This window comes from Pleurocapsa sp. CCALA 161, assembly GCF_003003995.1.
Taxonomy (GTDB): Bacteria; Cyanobacteriota; Cyanobacteriia; order Cyanobacteriales; family Xenococcaceae; genus Waterburya.
Window position 1 is genome coordinate 19,698 of sequence record NZ_PVWF01000005.1, and the last position, 17,813, is coordinate 37,510.

Annotated in this window: 14 protein-coding genes; 7 read left to right on the plus strand and 7 right to left on the minus strand. The window is 40.2% G+C overall.

The window, feature by feature from the left end; translation table 11 throughout:
- Positions 1-138: 138 nt before the first annotated feature.
- Entirely contained in the window at positions 139-1,224 is a 1,086-nt protein-coding gene (locus C7B62_RS02320; protein ID WP_106232998.1) for a glycosyl transferase, read from the plus strand.
- Positions 1,225-1,235: 11 nt separating this feature from the next.
- Here the strand turns inward: C7B62_RS02320 and C7B62_RS02325 are convergent, their stop codons facing one another.
- Complete coding sequence (locus C7B62_RS02325; protein WP_106232999.1) at positions 1,236-2,744, minus strand: PsbP-related protein; 1,509 nt, start codon at positions 2,742-2,744, stop codon at positions 1,236-1,238.
- Positions 2,745-2,811: 67 nt separating this feature from the next.
- A complete protein-coding gene (locus C7B62_RS02330; protein WP_106233000.1) occupies positions 2,812-3,369 on the minus strand; it encodes a peroxiredoxin in 558 nt (185 codons plus the stop codon).
- Between the two features lie 175 nt (positions 3,370-3,544).
- On the opposite strand from C7B62_RS02330, the gene sat reads away from it, so the two are divergent.
- The 5 genes from sat to C7B62_RS02355 all read left to right on the plus strand — a co-directional run bounded on the left by sat (position 3,545) and on the right by C7B62_RS02355 (position 12,706).
- The gene (sat, locus tag C7B62_RS02335; protein ID WP_106233001.1) at positions 3,545-4,708 is read left to right on the plus strand and encodes a sulfate adenylyltransferase; all 1,164 of its coding nucleotides are present in this window, start codon (positions 3,545-3,547) and stop codon (positions 4,706-4,708) included.
- 187 nt (positions 4,709-4,895) lie between these two features.
- Positions 4,896-7,181, plus strand: a complete 2,286-nt coding sequence (locus C7B62_RS02340) for a caspase family protein (protein WP_106233002.1) — start codon at positions 4,896-4,898, stop codon at positions 7,179-7,181.
- Positions 7,182-7,224: 43 nt separating this feature from the next.
- Positions 7,225-8,484: a lipid-A-disaccharide synthase gene (locus C7B62_RS02345; protein ID WP_106233003.1), complete on the plus strand. Its 1,260-nt coding sequence runs from the start codon at positions 7,225-7,227 to the stop codon at positions 8,482-8,484.
- Between the two features lie 1,445 nt (positions 8,485-9,929).
- On the plus strand, positions 9,930-11,966 hold the full coding sequence (locus tag C7B62_RS02350) for an Rne/Rng family ribonuclease (RefSeq protein ID WP_106233004.1): 2,037 nt from the start codon (positions 9,930-9,932) through the stop codon (positions 11,964-11,966).
- 122 nt (positions 11,967-12,088) lie between these two features.
- A complete protein-coding gene (locus tag C7B62_RS02355; protein ID WP_106233005.1) occupies positions 12,089-12,706 on the plus strand; it encodes a ribonuclease HII in 618 nt (205 codons plus the stop codon).
- A gap of 154 nt (positions 12,707-12,860) precedes the next feature.
- On the opposite strand, the gene C7B62_RS02360 is transcribed toward C7B62_RS02355, so the two are convergent.
- The gene (locus C7B62_RS02360; protein WP_106233006.1) at positions 12,861-13,445 is read right to left on the minus strand and encodes a DUF1997 domain-containing protein; all 585 of its coding nucleotides are present in this window, start codon (positions 13,443-13,445) and stop codon (positions 12,861-12,863) included.
- Between the two features lie 111 nt (positions 13,446-13,556).
- On the opposite strand from C7B62_RS02360, the gene pheA reads away from it, so the two are divergent.
- On the plus strand, positions 13,557-14,402 hold the full coding sequence (gene pheA / locus C7B62_RS02365) for a prephenate dehydratase (RefSeq protein ID WP_106233007.1): 846 nt from the start codon (positions 13,557-13,559) through the stop codon (positions 14,400-14,402).
- Positions 14,403-14,478: 76 nt separating this feature from the next.
- Here pheA and C7B62_RS02370 read toward each other — a convergent pair whose 3' ends face one another.
- The 4 genes from C7B62_RS02370 to tuf form a co-directional block, all read right to left on the minus strand.
- Complete coding sequence (locus C7B62_RS02370; RefSeq protein WP_106233008.1) at positions 14,479-15,120, minus strand: LON peptidase substrate-binding domain-containing protein; 642 nt, start codon at positions 15,118-15,120, stop codon at positions 14,479-14,481.
- A gap of 170 nt (positions 15,121-15,290) precedes the next feature.
- Positions 15,291-15,962 carry an N-acetyltransferase gene (locus C7B62_RS02375; protein WP_106233009.1) on the minus strand — a complete coding sequence of 224 codons (672 nt, stop codon included), beginning with the start codon at positions 15,960-15,962 and terminating at the stop codon, positions 15,291-15,293.
- A 119-nt stretch (positions 15,963-16,081) separates the two neighbouring features.
- Entirely contained in the window at positions 16,082-16,399 is a 318-nt protein-coding gene (gene rpsJ / locus C7B62_RS02380) for a 30S ribosomal protein S10 (RefSeq protein WP_106233010.1), read from the minus strand.
- Between the two features lie 173 nt (positions 16,400-16,572).
- Positions 16,573-17,802, minus strand: coding sequence for an elongation factor Tu (gene tuf / locus C7B62_RS02385; protein WP_106233011.1), 1,230 nt, complete (start codon positions 17,800-17,802; stop codon positions 16,573-16,575).
- Positions 17,803-17,813: the final 11 nt, after the last annotated feature.

Here is a 17,813-nt window from a genome sequence, read left to right on the forward strand (position 1 = left end):
AGCTACAGATAATTAAACACAATTTATAATTGTACCTTGTTTTATTAAGATCTCCAGCAATTCAGTATTCAAATAAATACTTGATGATCTAACGGCATATGCTTTAATGGCTTTGAGTGATTATCATAAAATGTTTCTATGGCTCAATTCACCATTTACATTGCGGTAACTAGTCACGGTTTTGGTCATGCTGTACGAGCAGCGACGGTAGCCGAAAAATTACAGCAGTTACGTCCTGATATTGCCTTGCATCTAGTCACTGTTGCTCCTGAATGGCTGCTCAAGTGTTATATCAAAGGGGATTTCGTTTATCGCCCACGAGTTTTTGATGTAGGAGTAATCCAAACAGATAGCCTGACCATGGATCGACAGGCTACCTTGAGCAAGATGCAAAACATTATGAGCCAAGAAAAGTTCATTATTGCTGAAGAAGCGCAATATATCAAAGATCAGAATATTGGTCTGATTTTGGCAGATATTCCCGCTTTAGCTGCGCCAATTGCCCATGCTGCGGGAATTCCCTGCTGGATGATGAGTAATTTTGGCTGGGACTTTATTTATCGTGATTGGGGATCGGACTTTGAGAAAATCGTCGCCTGGACAGAAAACTATTATAGTAAGAGCGATCGCCTGTTTCGTTTGCCTTTAGCCGAGTCGATGAGCGCCTTTTTAAATCACACTGAGGTAGGATTGACGGGAAGTACACCCCAGTTTAATTCTGAACAATTGCGCCAGCAGTTTAACTTGTCTGCACCTTTAGCGAAAACCATTTTGCTCACTTTTGGTGGCTTAGGTTTGCAGTCAATTCCCTACGAAAACTTAAACCATTTTCCCGACTGGCAATTTATAACTTTTGATCCCAACGCACCCGATTTGCCCAATCTACTGAAAATTGGAGATCAAACTCTACGCCCTCTAGACTTTATGCCCATCTCTGGGAGAGTGGTTTCTAAACCAGGCTACAGCACATTCTCTGAAGCATTATGTTGTGATACGCCAATTGTCTCATTAACTCGTGAAGGCTTTGCCGAAGCATCTGTATTACTCAACAGCATTCAAGATTACTCTCAACATCAAATTATTTCCACTGACGAGTTTTTTACAGGTAACTGGGACTTTCTCCATCAGCCTTTACTTGCCCCGCGTAAAAGTGATCTCTTATCTAAGGATGGTGCAACGGCGATCGCTCAAGAAATTTCTGACTATTTTTCCTCCGCTCGTTGAATTAATAATCATTACTGTATTTCCCAAGAATCAATCATTTTCTCCACCGTCGGATAAAACTTATAAAATTTTGCTTTTTCGGCAGTATAAATAGCAATGTAAACCTGATTGTTTTTAATTGTAAAAGATTCCATTTGTCTTAACTGCAACGATCCCTGTTGACGAGAGTAAATCACTGTTCGGGCAGGAGAGTTGTCAATAGTAGTTTGGAAATTTTCGTACAGTTCTTTGTTGCCGCTTCCTGTTTGATTAATGCGATCTAAAACAGTTTGACTATATCGCTTAAGATCTGTTGGGTCAGAAGATAAATTTTCCACTGCCAGATGAACTTTTTCAGCAAATAAATCATCATCTGTTTCTTGGGGAGAGGTAAAGACAACCACTTCCCCTGTAATTGGATCGTCTATTTGTTCCTCAGACCAAGTTTGCGGATATTTAAGCGAAAATTGATAGTCGCTGTTTGTGTACTTGAGCAAGTTTTTCTCAGAATTTCGATTGACACCAAGGAAAAAAATTACTGTGGCGACAATGAAAGGTAGAGAAAGCACAGCCCAAATTATGCCCCGAACCGATTTAAGCGAGCCGATTAGTTTCTGAAGCTTACCTGTAGATTTAGATTTAACTAATGATGATGATTGCTGAGGCAAACGAAAACCATGAGCAAAGGGAGGCGGAAAAATGACCACATTTTGCCCAAAGTCTAGGTCATTTAATACTTCCGTTGCCGATTGATAGTAATTATCAGGCTGGCTTGCCACCATTTTATTTAGTACCCTAGCTAACTCAGGTCTAATATTTGCCTTGGGAGAAGGATTTAAATTAGTTAGATTATGAGAAATTATTTCATCTGATTTTGCTTGAATAGACTCTGACAATATACCCGTTAGGGCATAAATAATTGTTTTACCCAAAGCATGAATATCTGAACTGAAATCTGATTTTGCTGGCTGAGATTGGGGAGAGAAATCGGGGTTAAGAACCCTGGTTAAATTCTTCTGCTCAAATAAAACGGCATTTTTGATCGCCGCAAAATTGGTCAGAAACTTTTTCCCCTCTGAGTCTTGGATTAAGCTTGAAGGCTGAATATTTAGATGAGCCATTCCCAACTGATGGATAGACTCCAAAACTCGCAAAATTTCTTCTAGCCACGCCAAAGCTTCTGATTCATTAATTAGCGAATTATGCAACTTTTGCTCTAAAGTTATACCCTGAATGTACTTCCGAACCAGATAAAATTCGCGATCGCATTCAAAAAAAGCCAATAGTTGAGGAATTTGCGGATGCTGACTTATTTTCAGGAGAATGTCACCTTGGGCTATAAATGTTTGTCGGACTTTTTGCCAAGATTGCGCCCCTAAAATTTCATGATCGTATTGTGGTTGCAGTTGCTCAATTTGACATTGCACTGGGTTATTTGGCGCTAAATCTTCCGCAAGATATACTGTACTCCAGTCGTCTTGACTGAGCTGCTGAACAATGCGATAGCGATCGTATAGGATCTTACCAACTATGGACTTCATTCAGGTTTAGCTACGCTCGTAGCTAGGAATAATCAAGATGAAATTCTATTCTAACTAAAACAATTTGCTAACTAGATAGTTTTTGTGCCAATTCGTCCAAACGGGCTAATACTTCCCGACTATGAATACTGGGTCTAACTCCCAAGAAAGTGGCGCGTAAAATACCTTCAGGGTCAATCAAATAGGTGTGTCGCAAAGACATTGCACCAAGCCAAGACCCATAAGCTTTACTCACGCTACCGTCTGTATCAGCCAATAAGGGGAATTTTAATCCCTCTGAATCACAAAATTGGGCATGAGAATCAACATCATCCACACTAATTCCCAAAATTTGAGCATTTCTCGCTTGATATTCTGCCAAATCTTGTTGAAAACGGCGGGCTTCGATAGTACAGCCAGAAGTAAAATCTTGGGGATAAAAATAAAGTACAACCCATTGCCCTAAATAATCATCAAGAGCAATTTCCCCGTCTCCAGTGTTGGTTTGTAAGACAAATTCTGGGGCTGGTTGATCGATTGGTGGCTGCTTACCGCCCATTGCCCAAGTGCTAGATGGTGTTAAAGCGAAAAGCAAGACAGACAAGACGATGCTCAACCAAAATTGAATTGAAAATAAACGCTGCATAATGTACATAAAATATGATTTACTTATCATAAGATTACAAGTAATGCTCAAACCATAATTAAAAATTAACTTACATCCGCTTATTAAGTAAGGTGGTGTAGTTCTGTATTGAGCGCAGGCTGAAATTATTTTTCACACAAGTTGCCCCAATAAGCATACAAAAAATACGGAATTTATGAGTACAGATTTGATTGCACCTCACGGTGGAGAGCTAATAAATCGCCTAGCTACTGCCAAAGAAAAACAGGACTTCCTGGCTCAAGCAGATTCTTTGCCTATAGTTCAGCTAGACGAAAGAGCAACTTCCGATTTAGTTATGATTGCGATTGGTGGTTTTAGTCCGATCAATGGCTTTATGGGTCAGAATGATTATTTAAGCGTAGTCAAAGACATGCGTCTGGCGAATAATCTGCCCTGGTCAGTACCTATCACTCTCTCAGTCACATCAGCAGTAGCAGAGCCTCTAGAGATTGGTAGCTTAGTTCGCCTTGACGATCCCGATGGCAAATTTATTGGCGTGTTGCAACTTACAGAAAAGTATACTTACGATAAGCAACTAGAAGCCGAAAACGTATATCGCACGGATGAAGATAAGCACCCAGGAGTTAAGGTAGTTTACGATCAAGGAGAAATTAATCTGGCTGGGCCGGTTTGGCTTCTAGAGCGAGCAGATCATCCTCAATTTCCTAAATACCAGATCGATCCTGCCGCTTCGAGGGACATGTTCCAAGCAAAGGGCTGGAAAACTATCGTTGGCTTTCAGACTCGCAACCCCATCCACCGCGCCCACGAATACATTATTAAATGCGCTTTAGAAATAGTTGACGGTTTATTTTTGCATCCTTTAGTGGGGGCAACTAAAAGTGATGACATTCCCGCAGATGTCAGAATGCGCTGTTATGAAATTATGATCGAAAATTACTTTCCTCAAGACCGCGTCATCTTGGCAATTAATCCTTCGGCAATGCGCTATGCAGGTCCTAGAGAAGCTATTTTTCATGCTTTAATTCGCAAAAACTACGGCTGTACTCACTTTATTGTCGGTCGCGACCATGCAGGGGTAGGAGACTATTATGGAACCTACGATGCTCAAGAAATCTTTGGTGAATTTACACCCAAAGAATTAGGTATTATCCCGCTTAAATTTGAACATGCTTTTTACTGTACCCTGACAGAACAGATGGCAACAGCTAAAACTAGTCCTGCCAATAAAGATGAGCGAATTCATCTTTCAGGAACTAAAGTTAGAGCAATGCTGAGAGAAGGAAAAACTCCTCCGCCACAGTTTTCTCGTCCTAAAGTTGCCGAAGAATTAGCCAAAGCCATGAAAGTGAATTGATCTTGTTATTCAAGCTTGAGTTTAAGGCAACTATCAATTGTCGAAGTGAAATACTATAATTGGTTACAGGTCTGCAAGATTGAATTGAAATATATCTATATTGGCCTGTAACCTTGGCATTTCAGATAATATTTAGCAGTTATCAATTGATAGGCTAATCGCAGATTTCTCAACGCTAATAGCTAATATGGGACTTGACCGCCGAACTTTTCTACAGCAGGCTGGACTGGCTTTATTTACCTGGGGAGCAACCGAAGCGGGGATTTCTTCTCTTGGTAATCATAACCGTCTGACAGCCTTACTCAAATACCAGCAGACTCTAGCACAACCGACCAATCGTAAACTAGCTTTACTAATTGGCATTAATCAATATACGGCTCAGGATCATTTAGCGGGCTGCTTAATGGACGTGGAGCTACAAAAAGAATTACTGATCCATCGTTTTGGCTTTAATGCTAGCGATATTTTAACTTTGAGCGATCGCCAAGCCACCAGAGAAAATATCGAAACGGCTTTTCTGGAGCATCTAACCCAACAGGCGCAACCAGATGACGTAGTGGTGTTCCACTTTAGCGGGTATGGAGGTCAGGTTAAAATGCCTTTAGCTTCTAAAGAGGAAACATTAGAAACAACAGAAATTGCCAGAGATGGTTTTCGTTTAGCTAACAGCTTGATTCCCGTAGATGGACTGTCGTCTACCAAGAAAAATCTGATTGCCAACAGTATCCTCCAGGAGACTCTTCTAGTCTTGGCGCAAACCTTATCTACCCCTAAATGCACTTTTGTTTTAGATACTAGTTTCAACCAAACTCCTCGCAGTAAACATGGCAGTTTTCAAGTTCGCTCCCTCTCCGCGACAGCCGACAGTCCTGGTTCTCAAGAGCTGGCTTTTCTAGCGCAGCTACAGCATGATTTTGCTGACAAGGGATTAAAGCCTAGTAAGCGATCGCTTTCTCTCCCTGGAATAGTGCTATCTGCTGCTCATGATAACCAAGTAGCGGTGGAAAGACATTGGGATGGTTTCAGTGCTGGGCTGTTTACTCAAGCATTAACTCAACATTTATGGCAGATTACTCCTAGTAGTAAAGTACAGGTGGCAATAGGGAGAACCGCAGAAACCGTCGAACAGGTGATGGGGAGGAGACAAGAGCCAACTCTAAATAATCCAGATAAATCGGCGATCGCCTATTATTTTGGCTTGAGTGATGCCCCTAATGCTGCGGGAATTATCAGCAAAGTAGACAAAAACAATCGTGCCGAAATCAAGTTATTAGGTTTACCTGCCAATGTCATTAATAGCTATGGGGTTAATTCCTGCTTTAACTTAGTGCCTTCCGCTGAAAATTCAGCACCGCTTCAAGTCAAATCTAAAGCAGGCTTGATTGCTAAAGTCGAACCTCTAGCCCTGATAGAACCACTTAAGATAGGACAGTTAGTGCAGGAATCGATTCGGATGCTAAATCGCAATTTGAGCTTGAAGTTAGCCTTAGATGCAGATTTAAACCGAGTTGAGAGGGTTGATGCCACGAGCGCCCTAGCCAATATTCCAGCGATTAATTCGGCGGTAGTTGCTAAAGAACAAAATGCTGACTGTGTTATTGGTAAGGTTTTTAGCACGCTAGAGCCAGTTACGACCAATTCAGACAAGAATAATCAACCCTTTGCTTATGGTCTGTACACCGCGGGAGGAGATTTGATTGGCGAAACTATGGGGGCAGAAGAAGAGGCAGTGAAAGTGGCGATTGATCGTCTGCAACCTCAGTTTAATAATTTGCTGGCGGCAAAGTGGCTAGAGTTAACTAGTAATGAGTTTTCTTCGCTAATTAAGGCTAGTGCCACCCTACTCACCCCAGAAATAAAATCCCCGCTCTGGCAAAGATCGACCTTAGTAGCCCTAGATACTCTTCCATCGCCCAAAAAAAAGCTGTTTGCCGATACTGCAATTGAAGCAGCTAATAACTTACCAATCATAGCTAAAGGCACTGAAATTAGAATTAATCTGGGAAATACAGACGATCGCCAACTTTATACCCTAATCTTGGGTACTGATTCCCACTGCAATATCTATGCTCTGTATACTCCAGCACAATCCACGACTGTTGATGGGGTTGTTCAGCTTGAAGAAATGGCGATCGCTCCTCAAGGAGAATTAGTTCTTCCTCCTCCTGAAGATTCTTGGAAATGGAAGGTTTCTGAATCACCAGGAATTAATACTCTCTATGTTGTCCTGTCGGTTCAACCTTTTAGCAAAACCTTGAAAGCTTTTGCCAACCAGCAAAACTTCAAACTAGACCAACCACAGGTGCTGAATGTGACTAATCCCATCACCGTAGTTAACGCTTTAATGCAGGATCTACATAATAATAGTTCGGTTGAAACCAAGCTGTTACCTAATGAAGATGTCTATGCTTTCGACGTAAATAGCTGGGCGACTTTGAAATTTGTTTATGAAGTGACGAACAATGAACAATGAGCTAAATAAAGTGATTTAAACTCAGCTAATTTGGATCGGCTAAATGCAACCAACTGATATTGTAATTTTGTCTAATGCTCCTGGAGAGGTGACGACATGGGTACGTCCTGTGGTTAAAGCTTTAGAGCGGGTTTTTGAAGATCGAGCAATCATAAGGATTTCAGTGCTGTTGTCTCCCTGTCCCCATAGTACGGGTAAAGAAGCGGAGATCGCCTCTAGCTATCCAGCAGTAGATCGAGTCTTACCTGCTACTGAATTTTGGTCTTTTTTACTGTGGGGTAAAACCAAAGATAATTGGCAATGGCATCAGCGTGGCATAGTGGTTTTCTTGGGAGGAGATCAGTTTTATACCGTAGCTATTAGTAGGCGTCTAGGCTACTCCAGCCTAATCTATACAGAATGGGATGCTCGCTGGTATCGTTTTGTGGATCGCTTTGCTGCTATGAATCAAAAGGCGATCGCTCAAGTACCAAAATCCTATCGATATAAGTTTTCTTTAGTAGGAGATTTGATGGCAGACGTAGCGTTAGAGGTAAAATCCAAATCCAAATCTAATCCTAATCTCACGTCAGCTTTTTTAGTAGGTTTATTCGTCGGCTCAAAGCCAGCCAAGCTGTCTCAAGGAGTTCCTTTATGTTTGGCGATCGCTGAGGAAATTCAGCAGCAGCTACCGCAAACTAAATTTATGATTCCTGTTGCACCCACTTTAGATCTAGTTACTTTAAGCAACTATGCAAGTCGGCAACACAATGATTTGATCCCATCTTTAGGGAATGTCACAGCAGAGCTAGTTTACTCAACCCCTCAGCCACCTTATCTCATAACTTCTGGAGGAACAAAAATTGAGCTTGTCACTGAGTTTCCTGCTTACCAAACCATAGTTGACTGTCAACTGTGTCTAACTACCGTGGGTGCTAATACTGCTGAATTAACTGCGCTGCGAGTTCCGATGATTGTTTTACTACCAACTCAACAGCTTGATGCTATGCGCTCTTGGGATGGACTTCCTGGCATTTTGGCTAACCTACCAGGAATAGGAACAGTATTTGCCAAAGGGATCAATTGGCTGGTACTAAGGCAAGGTCGCTTGTTTGCTTGGCCAAATATTTGGGCAGGAACAGAAATTGTCCCAGAATTAGTGGGCAAGTTAGAACCAGAAACAGTGGCTCAATTAGTTCTCGATTATCTAAAGCATCCCGATCAACTGAAGATTATGAGCGATCGCCTGAATGTTGTTAGAGGACAAACTGGTGCAGCGGAGCAGATCGCAGATATAATAAAGCAAGAAATAACCAAAATTTAACAATCATTCAAACCAGCCTAGTTTACAGCTATACTAAGCTATGTGGCTTTAAGAAAAGATTGACTATCTTGTCAAAGATTATTCTTCAAGGTTATATTCAGGTTAATATTTGGTAGTATAACTTCTCAGTAATTTAGCGATCGCGCAATAATAGTAGTCAAAAGAAAATAAATTTAACTGGATTAGCCTTTAGAGGCAGTTAAGCTAAGTGTCGTTTAAAGCAAATAAAATCCGCTGGATTCCTATAAAGACATTAATCGGCTTAGTTTTGACAGTGTGTTAAAACATGCGTTGTAAGCTGTTATTATTCCATTTGTTGAGACTCCATTGTTTAATTGCATAATCAAGGCTCTGCTCATGAAACTAAACCGATAGTAGGTTTAGTAATAAATTTCAAAGATTGGACTATATGCATACCCCGCCCGGCTAATTTCAACACCATTAATTATTGAAACTCTAGCGTCCCCAGACGCAACCTAAAAGCATTGCTTTCACTGGTCGAGAACTAAAATAACTAATTTAATGGATTGTCTGAAACGGTTAGGCAAAATCAAATTAAACTTTGATGCTTGAAGTCACAAACATCTGTGTCCGCATTTAGTCTGCAAGAATTAACTATAATTATTTTTGTCTGTATGCTTTTATTTCATCTAATAGCATGGTCTAAGACTAAATCCTGTTGAGGTACACCATTTAAAAGTCGTGTGAAGGCAGAGGGCAGAGGAAAGAGGGCAGAAGGTTTTGAACTTCGTTAAAACTCCCTCCTAAAAAGTTCACTTTGATGGTGAGGGACGCGGAGGTTTCTCACCCTTGTCTAATCACCGTGTTGAGAATCGAATTATAGTATCAAACCTAATCAATAGGATAAGGGTTAAGGAAATAGCAGTGTTTAAAGCTGTTTTTAATTCATCTAGCACTTTAGATATTCGTTGTTACCAAAAAAAGCTATTAGCTTTGAGCCTGAACGCTTTTCCTCAAGGATAAGCTTCGCAAATAGCTTATAGCTATAGGGAAAACATGTCCCCACCGAACAAAGTTTCAGTGGTCTACAATCAGGAAAAGTCAAAACTTTTTCTGCCATACGCTAAGAGCTAGGGCAAAACCCTTTACTGCTTCTAAACCAAAATATTTAGTTTGTCAGTATTTTTGAGGAGAATAAATTAGCAGAACTAAAGTTCTGTATTTAAAAATAAATAGCTGAATTATTCGCAAAGATGCTCAAATAAATATTATTCAGCAACACTTTGCAGCAGTTATTAATTGGCTAAACTACGATGTTGATAGACTGTTTTTGAAGCAGTCTATGCCAGGTAAGCTATTTTGAACTTTTTTGCTTCGATCAATATTACTAAGATAAATAATTAACCATTTCTCAATCAATGGATTGTGTGGTTTTAGAACAGGCTTATTGATAATTAGCCCATCAGAATTTTTGAGGAAAATTAATGCCAAAACAGATCATTATTGCAGAACAACACCATATAGCGGCTGTTTTCTGGGAAGAACAAATTCAAGAGTTAATCGTAGCTACGGGTCATCAGCAGGTAAGCGACATTTATCTAGGTACGGTAGAAAATGTTATTCCTGGTATTGATGCTGCTTTTGTTAATATTGGTAACAGTGAGCGCAATGGCTTCATTCATGTTACAGATTTAGGCCCTTTACGTCTCAAAAGAAGTGCCGCCGCAATTACTGAACTACTGTCTCCGCAACAAAAAGCTTTAGTTCAGGTGATGAAAGAGCCGACTGGCAACAAAGGACCTCGACTTACGGGGAATATCACCCTGCCAGGGCGTTATTTAGTCTTAATGCCCTATGGTAAAGGAGTTAAGCTATCTCGTCGTATTTCTAATGAAAATGAGCGTAGTCGTCTACGTGCCTTGGCAATTCTGATTAAGCCACCTGGGATGGGCTTATTGATTAGAACTGAAGCCGATGGCAAAGCCGAAGAAGCCATTATGGAAGATTTGGAATTTTTGCAAAAACAGTGGGAAACAATTCAGTATCAGGCTAACTATGCAAAACCCCCAGTCTTGCTTAATCGCGATGATGATTTTATCCAGCGTGTGCTGAGAGACACTTACTCAGCCGAAGTTAATACGATTATGATTGATTCCTCATCGGGAGTCAAAAGAATCAAACAGCAGTTAGCAAATTGGAGTAGCGGACGTTCTCCCCAAGGTGTATTTATTGATTATCATCGAGAATCGGCTGAGATTCTCGATTACTACCGTGTCAATGCTGCTATTAGAGAAGCCTTAAAACCCAGAGTAGAACTACCTTCTGGAGGATATATTATCATTGAGCCAACGGAGGCTTTAACGGTAATTGATGTCAATTCTGGCTCGTTTACCCGTTCAGCAACTGCCAGGGAAACAGTGCTATGGACTAATACTGAAGCTGCTACAGAAATTGCTCGTCAATTACGCCTAAGAAATATTGGTGGAGTAATTGTTGTCGACTTTATCGATATGGATTCCCATCGAGACAAAATCAAACTGCTAGAACATTTTAATAATAGTCTTAAAGGAGATAAAGCACGTCCTCAAATCGCGCAACTTTCCGAACTTGGCTTAGTCGAGCTAACTCGCAAGCGCCAGGGTAAAAATATTTATGAACTATTTGGTCAGACTTGTCATACCTGCGGTGGTTTGGGTCAAATAGCTTATCTACCAGGGAAACAAGAAGCCGAAGCTCTCGAAACAGTTCCCGTTACAACCCCTCTGGCAATTCGCGAACCAGTAACTACTATTCGCCCCATAATTGCTGCTCCTACAGAAAGACCAGAAAAAATTACTATCTCGACTAAGAATAGTCTAAACATAGAACAGGACGATGATGAGCAGCCATCAGATTTAATTAATCATCCCAACTATCAAGAACAAGGTGGCAACAATAATGGTCGTCGTCGTCGTCGTAGCCGTCGTAATGATCTATTAATTAAAGACGAGCTGATTGAACAAGAAGCAAGAGCGAATGATGAAAATCTAGACTCAATTGCAGATAATAATGAAGAAGAACATAAGTCGCGATCGCGATCGCCTCGTCGAGATGAAGCTAGTTTAGAAAAAGTTACTGTCGAGATGAACGATCTTGAACAGGAAATATATGCCTTGATGGGGATTTCACCGTTAGTGTATGCTGACCAAGCAGCTACCGATCCTAAATCTGTGTTGGTTTATGTTAAAAAGCCAGGGGAAGAACTAGCTGAAAATGACTTAGAATCAGCGACAACCAATGGTAACATCGAACAATTGAAAACTAATAAAAAGCTCAAAACTAGAGGTAGAAAACCTAAAGTCAAAGTTGAGCTTGAACCTGATGCGATCGAGTCTGAATTATTTACTGAGCCAGAAGCGCTAGCGGAACTTGAACCAGCATTATTAGAGGTAGTAGTTGAGCCTGAAACACAAGAGTCTGAAACAGAACCTGATGCCAAAAATGTTCGCCGTCGCCGTCGTCGTCGTTCATCTGCTACCTAAATAAGCACAGGTATAGAAAGAAAAAAGTTAATATTTTAAGGCGTTGGTGACTAAATGTACTCTAAAAATCTTAAAAATTATATCTAGATTCACCAACGTCTTTTATTCATCCAAAAGATTTAATGAATAAATCTGACTTTGATAGTTCTTTACTGGCAGAATTTACGGCTCAAGATACTTTGATTGCTGGGGTAGATGAGGTTGGTAGGGGTGCTTTATTTGGTTCAGTTGTGGCAGCAGCAGTTGTGCTGCCACTTTGGGCTATACCTCAGCTAATTGCTTTAGGAGTTAAAGACAGTAAAAAATTGTCTCCTGTAAAACGGCAAAAACTGATCCAACCAATCCAAAATCTAGTTACAAGCTGGCAAATTAGCTTTGCTACTGTTGCAGAGATAGATAAACTGAATATTTTACAGGCTTCCCTATTGGCAATGAGGCGATCTGTACTAAACTTACCTGTTACTCCTGATATTTGTCTAATAGACGGTAATTTTCCCATTCCTAATTTAAGTATGACGCAAAAAACGGTGATCAAAGGAGATTTGCGCTCGCCAGTTATTGCTGCTGCGAGTATTCTGGCGAAAGTGTGGCGGGATGAACTAATAACTGACTTAGCTTATTATTATCCAGAATATGATTTGGCTTGTAATAAAGGTTATCCTACTGCTAGACATCTTTTGGCGATCGCCCAGCAGGGAATTACCCCCGAACACCGTCGCTCTTTTAAGTCTTGCCAATAAATAACCATAGCCGTAAAAAGTTAGCGGCGCGTTTTGAGTATGAAGATTCACACTCAAAAGCCGCCGCAGATTAGGATAAGTTTAGTTAACTGTTCGTAGGTAGTAAATGTCCTAACTTGAGTAGGTATTGCTATATAGAAAAACTTCTGTTCTATCAAAACCCCAAATCGGGAGTTAATTTAGAAGCAGATTCTGCTTTAGGCTGGACTTCCTGTGATGTCCATCTGAGATAGTCCTGTACCAATTGAGTCATTAATTTTTGCTTGATTTTGCCCAAAACTCCCTTGAGCAACTTATTCCCAGCCTTTTCTAAAAATGTTTTAGGTGTAAACATTAATGCTGTAGGCAATTCAACACCTACTTCTAAATCTGCTTGTCCTTCTAAAGTGGTTTGTCCATTGTGTTCATGAGGATACAGGACACCTTTTAACTTGAGGCTAAAACGATCATTAATGTAGTCAATTCCTTTAATTTGACAACCTACCGACTTTAAATAGACACTACTTTTCGAGCCAGACCAAACCTTAAGCTGGACAATTGGCTGAAAATGGTAAATCTCCATAAAGTTAATTGGTCTCATTTTTAGCTCGTACAAATCATCAGACATCTGTTTAATTAGCTGCGGATCGGCGATCGCCTGAACTAGTCTTTGAGGCTGACGTAGATAATGTTGAATCGGCGTTGCTTGGTTTTCTACCGATATTTGAACGGATTCTGATGCGTTAAAGCTAACGTACATTGTGTGAAACTGCTGATGTTTTTACTATTTATTAATTTTAAGTTACATTTCGTGACTATATTCTTTTTATATGAACAAATAATACTTTAGTCGTAATAAATTTTAGTTTTGATGAAATTATCCCTTGCTTATCTTGGTCCGACAGGAACTAATTCCGAAACTGCTGCTTTGGCATATTCAGCCTGGTTATCTGATAGCCAACAAGTAGCTGCTACTTTAAATCCACATCCTAGTATTGCTTTGGCGATGCAGTCTGTAATTAGAGGTGAAGCAGATCGAGCCGTCGTACCGATTGAAAACTCAATTGAAGGTAGCGTCACAGTTGTTCTCGATACTCTTTGGCGATCGCCTAAACTACAGGTACATCAAGAATTAACGCTCCCAATTTGCCATGGTTTATTATCCTATGCTGATTCACTGACAGATTTAAAAACTGTCTATTCTCATCCTCAAGCTTTAGCGCAATGTCAGCAGTGGCTAGAAAACCATTTACCTCAGGTACAGCTAGTGCCGACAAAATCCACCACAGACGGAATTCAGTTGCTTAAAAACGAGCCAACCGCGGCAGTCATTTCTGCCCCTAGAGCAGCCAAAATATACGAAATACCATTACTAGAAACAGATATCAAAGATAGCCCAGATAACTGTACTCGTTTCTGGATTGTCAGTTCGCAAATTAGCGATCGCGGTAGTCATCTGGCTTTAGCCTTTAGTTTGCCTCACAATGCTCCAGGAGCATTGGTTAAAGCTTTAGAAATCTTTGCTCGTAGAAATATTAATCTGAGCAAAATTGAATCCCGCCCCACGAAGCGTTCTTTGGGCGAATATATTTTCTTCATCGATTTGGAAGGCAACTCTCATGATCGACAAATCCGAGATGCCTTGGCTGATTTAGCAGCCTGTACGGAAGTTTTGAAAGTGTTTGGCAATTATAATCTCTTACCAATAGCAGGTTAAACCAGGTTCATTTTACAGCCTATAGTTTTGATGATAAAAAAAAATCTAACTCCATTGTCTAGATTAACTGTCTAGATTAATCCTCTAAAGCATCTTTTAAAGCTGTTCTAGCTGCTAAATGACTACGGGTGGAGCTTAAAATCTCATGCTCTCTTTGTAAACGTTCTAGAGTATCCTGCATTTCTAATAAAGCTTGCTGTTCTGAGGCTACGCCATATAAATTGCTTGCTACCCAATAAGATAGCTCTGTAGGAGAACTAGGTAGATCATCAGGAAGTTCAATTTTTTGACTGGTTAATTTGGCAGAAAGATGCACCACATCTCGTAGTAAATCCTCGACTTCTGTTGCCATTGGATTAAGGTCTTCTGTAGCTGGTTTATCCTCTATCCATTCGACTAAACCGACGCGATAGGGCTTTTCGCGCACGTATTCTAAAACCTTAAATCTTTGCTGTCCAAAACTGAGCATTTTCATGCGATCATCAGGCAGTCTCTGGAAATGAAGAATTTCAGCACAACAGCCATATTCGGCAATCTTCCCTGTAGCAGGATCGATGGACAAGACCCCAAAACGGCGATCGTGTTCTAAAATCGTATTCATCATAATCCGATAACGATATTCAAATATATGTAGCGGTAACGGACGACTAGGAAACAATACTAATTCAGGCAGAGGAAATAAGGGTAGTTCTCTAACTGCGATGGAAGAAGATGTCATCTAAACTTATTTTTAGCTATTTTTGATACTATTGCTTACTTATCTACTTTAGCTGATTTCTTAGCAGAAGGTATCTACTCACAAATCCTTGACTTTTAATCCTAATAAACTTCTATTATTAAACTATTTTTTGCTCACATATTTCTCAAATATACGATTAAAAAAATTAATCAAAGATCATCGAAGATTAAACACCAATTAATAAAGGCATTTTGACCTATCCCTATGGTTGACTTATGGACAATTTTAAAACCTAACTTTTGATAAAATCTAACATTCATTTCTTTTTGAGTCATTAAAATTGCTGGAAAACCAGAAGGAATCACTCTCGATTGCAACTGTTGAGACAGAAGTTGTGTGCCAATTCCTGTTCCTCTTAATTTTCTCTCAACCACCATATTATTCAGATACCATGTTTGCTTTTGAGCTACTACTTGCTCTTTGATCTGATCAATTGCTGTCATGACTTCAGATAATCGTTGACATGTTGCTCGACCAACTTTTAAAGGTGCTAATAGCCAGCCTGAACGAACCTTAGCGATAAGACCAAGAGAACTAGATTCGGGAGGATGCCAAAAAGCCATTGCTTTAATTTGTCTTATTCCAGGAGGTTGATCGGATTCAACTAAAGCAAAACTTTGACCAATAGGCATAGGTGGAGAAAGATTGAGTTTTAGGTTAGCTTTTAAACCCCACCGTAGCGATTTTAACCTAGTTGATGGATCGACAAAAATGTATTCATGAGAGGGATTATTATAAAAAGCCTCGGCTAACAAAACAGCAGCTAAATCAAAATCTTGAGGAGTTAATTCAACAGTCTCTAGCTGAATCTTGTTTTCCATAATTACAAAATTTAGCTATTTATTTTGGTTTTCTAACTTTATATTTACAAAATTACCCTCTAGAAGCAAATCTAAAGGGCAAAGAAAACAATAATTATATATCTATCTAAAAAGTATGCTTAAAGCTTAACTTCAATATCAACACCAGCAGGTAAATCTAACTTCATCAAGGCATCAATTGTTTTAGAAGAAGGTTTGTAAATATCAATAATACGACGGTGAGTACGAGTTTCAAAGTGTTCGCGAGAGTCTTTATCGACGTGAGGCGATCGCAAAACACAATAAATTTTTCTTTTAGTTGGCAAAGGAATTGGACCAACTGCCGAAGCATTAGTTCGATTTGCCGTATCAACTATCTTGTCACAAGATGTATCCAGTAAGCGTTGGTCAAAAGCTTTGAGGCGGATGCGTATTTTCTGTTGTTGGATCGTTGCCATGATTGATTGTCGAGGTACAGGTACGGAATAAAATGTTTAGCTCAAGGCTGGCAGAAGATACTGTCTGCCTATTTTTATTGTCTCACACAAAGTAGGGGAGAAAACAATGTCGGCGATTTAGCTGGGTAAATCCCTAACAATATTCTCCCCACAGGATTAGGTTGTTCTTAAGACTACTTAATAATCTTAGAAACTACACCAGCACCAATAGTGCGACCACCTTCGCGAATTGCAAAACGCATTCCTTGTTCGATCGCGATGGGGTTGATTAACTCCACACTCATTTTAATGCGATCGCCAGGCATTACCATTTCTACTGCGCTGCCATCATCAGAGGTGTAGTCAGTGATCGTACCAGTTACGTCGGTAGTACGAACATAAAATTGAGGACGGTAGTTTTTGAAGAAAGGAGTGTGACGACCACCTTCTTCTTTGGTTAGAACGTATACTTCTCCTTCAAACTCGGTATGAGGAGTAATAGAACCAGGTTTTGCCAAAACCATACCGCGCTCGATGTCTTCTTTGGCAATACCGCGAAGAAGCACTCCAACGTTATCTCCCGCCATACCTTGATCCAAAGTTTTTTGGAACATTTCTACGCCAGTTACAGCAGCAGTACGGGTATCTCTAATACCAATAATGGCAATAGTTTCACCTACTTTAACAACACCCCGTTCAATACGTCCAGTTGCCACAGTACCACGACCAGTGATAGAGAATACGTCTTCTACCGCCATCAAGAAAGGCTTATCGATTTCACGTTCTGGAGTTGGGATATAGGTATCAACCTGCTCCATTAGAGCGTGAATTTTGTCAACCCACTTGTCTTCTCCTTTTTGAAGTTTAGGGTTAGCAGCCAAAGCTTCCACTGCTTTTAAAGCAGAACCAGAAACAATGGGAATATCGTCACCAGGGAAATCATATTCGCTCAATAGCTCACGAATTTCCAGCTCAACCAATTCTAGTAGCTCCTCATCGTCTACTTGGTCTTCTTTATTCATGAAAACTACCAAACTAGGAACACCTACTTGTTTAGCCAATAGAATGTGTTCGCGAGTTTGAGGCATTGGGCCATCAGCAGCAGATACTACCAAAATACCGCCATCCATTTGAGCAGCACCAGTAATCATGTTTTTAACATAATCAGCGTGTCCAGGACAGTCTACGTGAGCATAGTGGCGATTTTCAGTTTCGTACTCAACGTGAGCAGTATTAATTGTGATCCCACGAGCTTTTTCTTCAGGAGCCGCATCAATATCTTCGTAGTTTCTGGCTTTAGCACCACCCATAGCAGCCAAAGCTAGAGTAATAGCTGCTGTTAAAGTAGTTTTACCATGGTCTACGTGACCTACAGTACCAATATTAGCGTGATCTTTATTACGTTCAAACTTTGCGCGTGCCATTAATTTATTTT

Coding starts and splice junctions, on each gene's coding strand:
- C7B62_RS02320 (WP_106232998.1), top strand. CDS start 139: ATGGCTCAATTCACCATTTACATTGCGGTAACTAGTCACGGTTTTGGT.
- C7B62_RS02325 (WP_106232999.1), bottom strand. CDS start 2,744: ATGAAGTCCATAGTTGGTAAGATCCTATACGATCGCTATCGCATTGTT.
- C7B62_RS02330 (WP_106233000.1), bottom strand. CDS start 3,369: ATGCAGCGTTTATTTTCAATTCAATTTTGGTTGAGCATCGTCTTGTCT.
- sat (WP_106233001.1), top strand. CDS start 3,545: ATGAGTACAGATTTGATTGCACCTCACGGTGGAGAGCTAATAAATCGC.
- C7B62_RS02340 (WP_106233002.1), top strand. CDS start 4,896: ATGGGACTTGACCGCCGAACTTTTCTACAGCAGGCTGGACTGGCTTTA.
- C7B62_RS02345 (WP_106233003.1), top strand. CDS start 7,225: ATGCAACCAACTGATATTGTAATTTTGTCTAATGCTCCTGGAGAGGTG.
- C7B62_RS02350 (WP_106233004.1), top strand. CDS start 9,930: ATGCCAAAACAGATCATTATTGCAGAACAACACCATATAGCGGCTGTT.
- C7B62_RS02355 (WP_106233005.1), top strand. CDS start 12,089: ATGAATAAATCTGACTTTGATAGTTCTTTACTGGCAGAATTTACGGCT.
- C7B62_RS02360 (WP_106233006.1), bottom strand. CDS start 13,445: ATGTACGTTAGCTTTAACGCATCAGAATCCGTTCAAATATCGGTAGAA.
- pheA (WP_106233007.1), top strand. CDS start 13,557: ATGAAATTATCCCTTGCTTATCTTGGTCCGACAGGAACTAATTCCGAA.
- C7B62_RS02370 (WP_106233008.1), bottom strand. CDS start 15,120: ATGACATCTTCTTCCATCGCAGTTAGAGAACTACCCTTATTTCCTCTG.
- C7B62_RS02375 (WP_106233009.1), bottom strand. CDS start 15,962: ATGGAAAACAAGATTCAGCTAGAGACTGTTGAATTAACTCCTCAAGAT.
- rpsJ (WP_106233010.1), bottom strand. CDS start 16,399: ATGGCAACGATCCAACAACAGAAAATACGCATCCGCCTCAAAGCTTTT.
- tuf (WP_106233011.1), bottom strand. CDS start 17,802: ATGGCACGCGCAAAGTTTGAACGTAATAAAGATCACGCTAATATTGGT.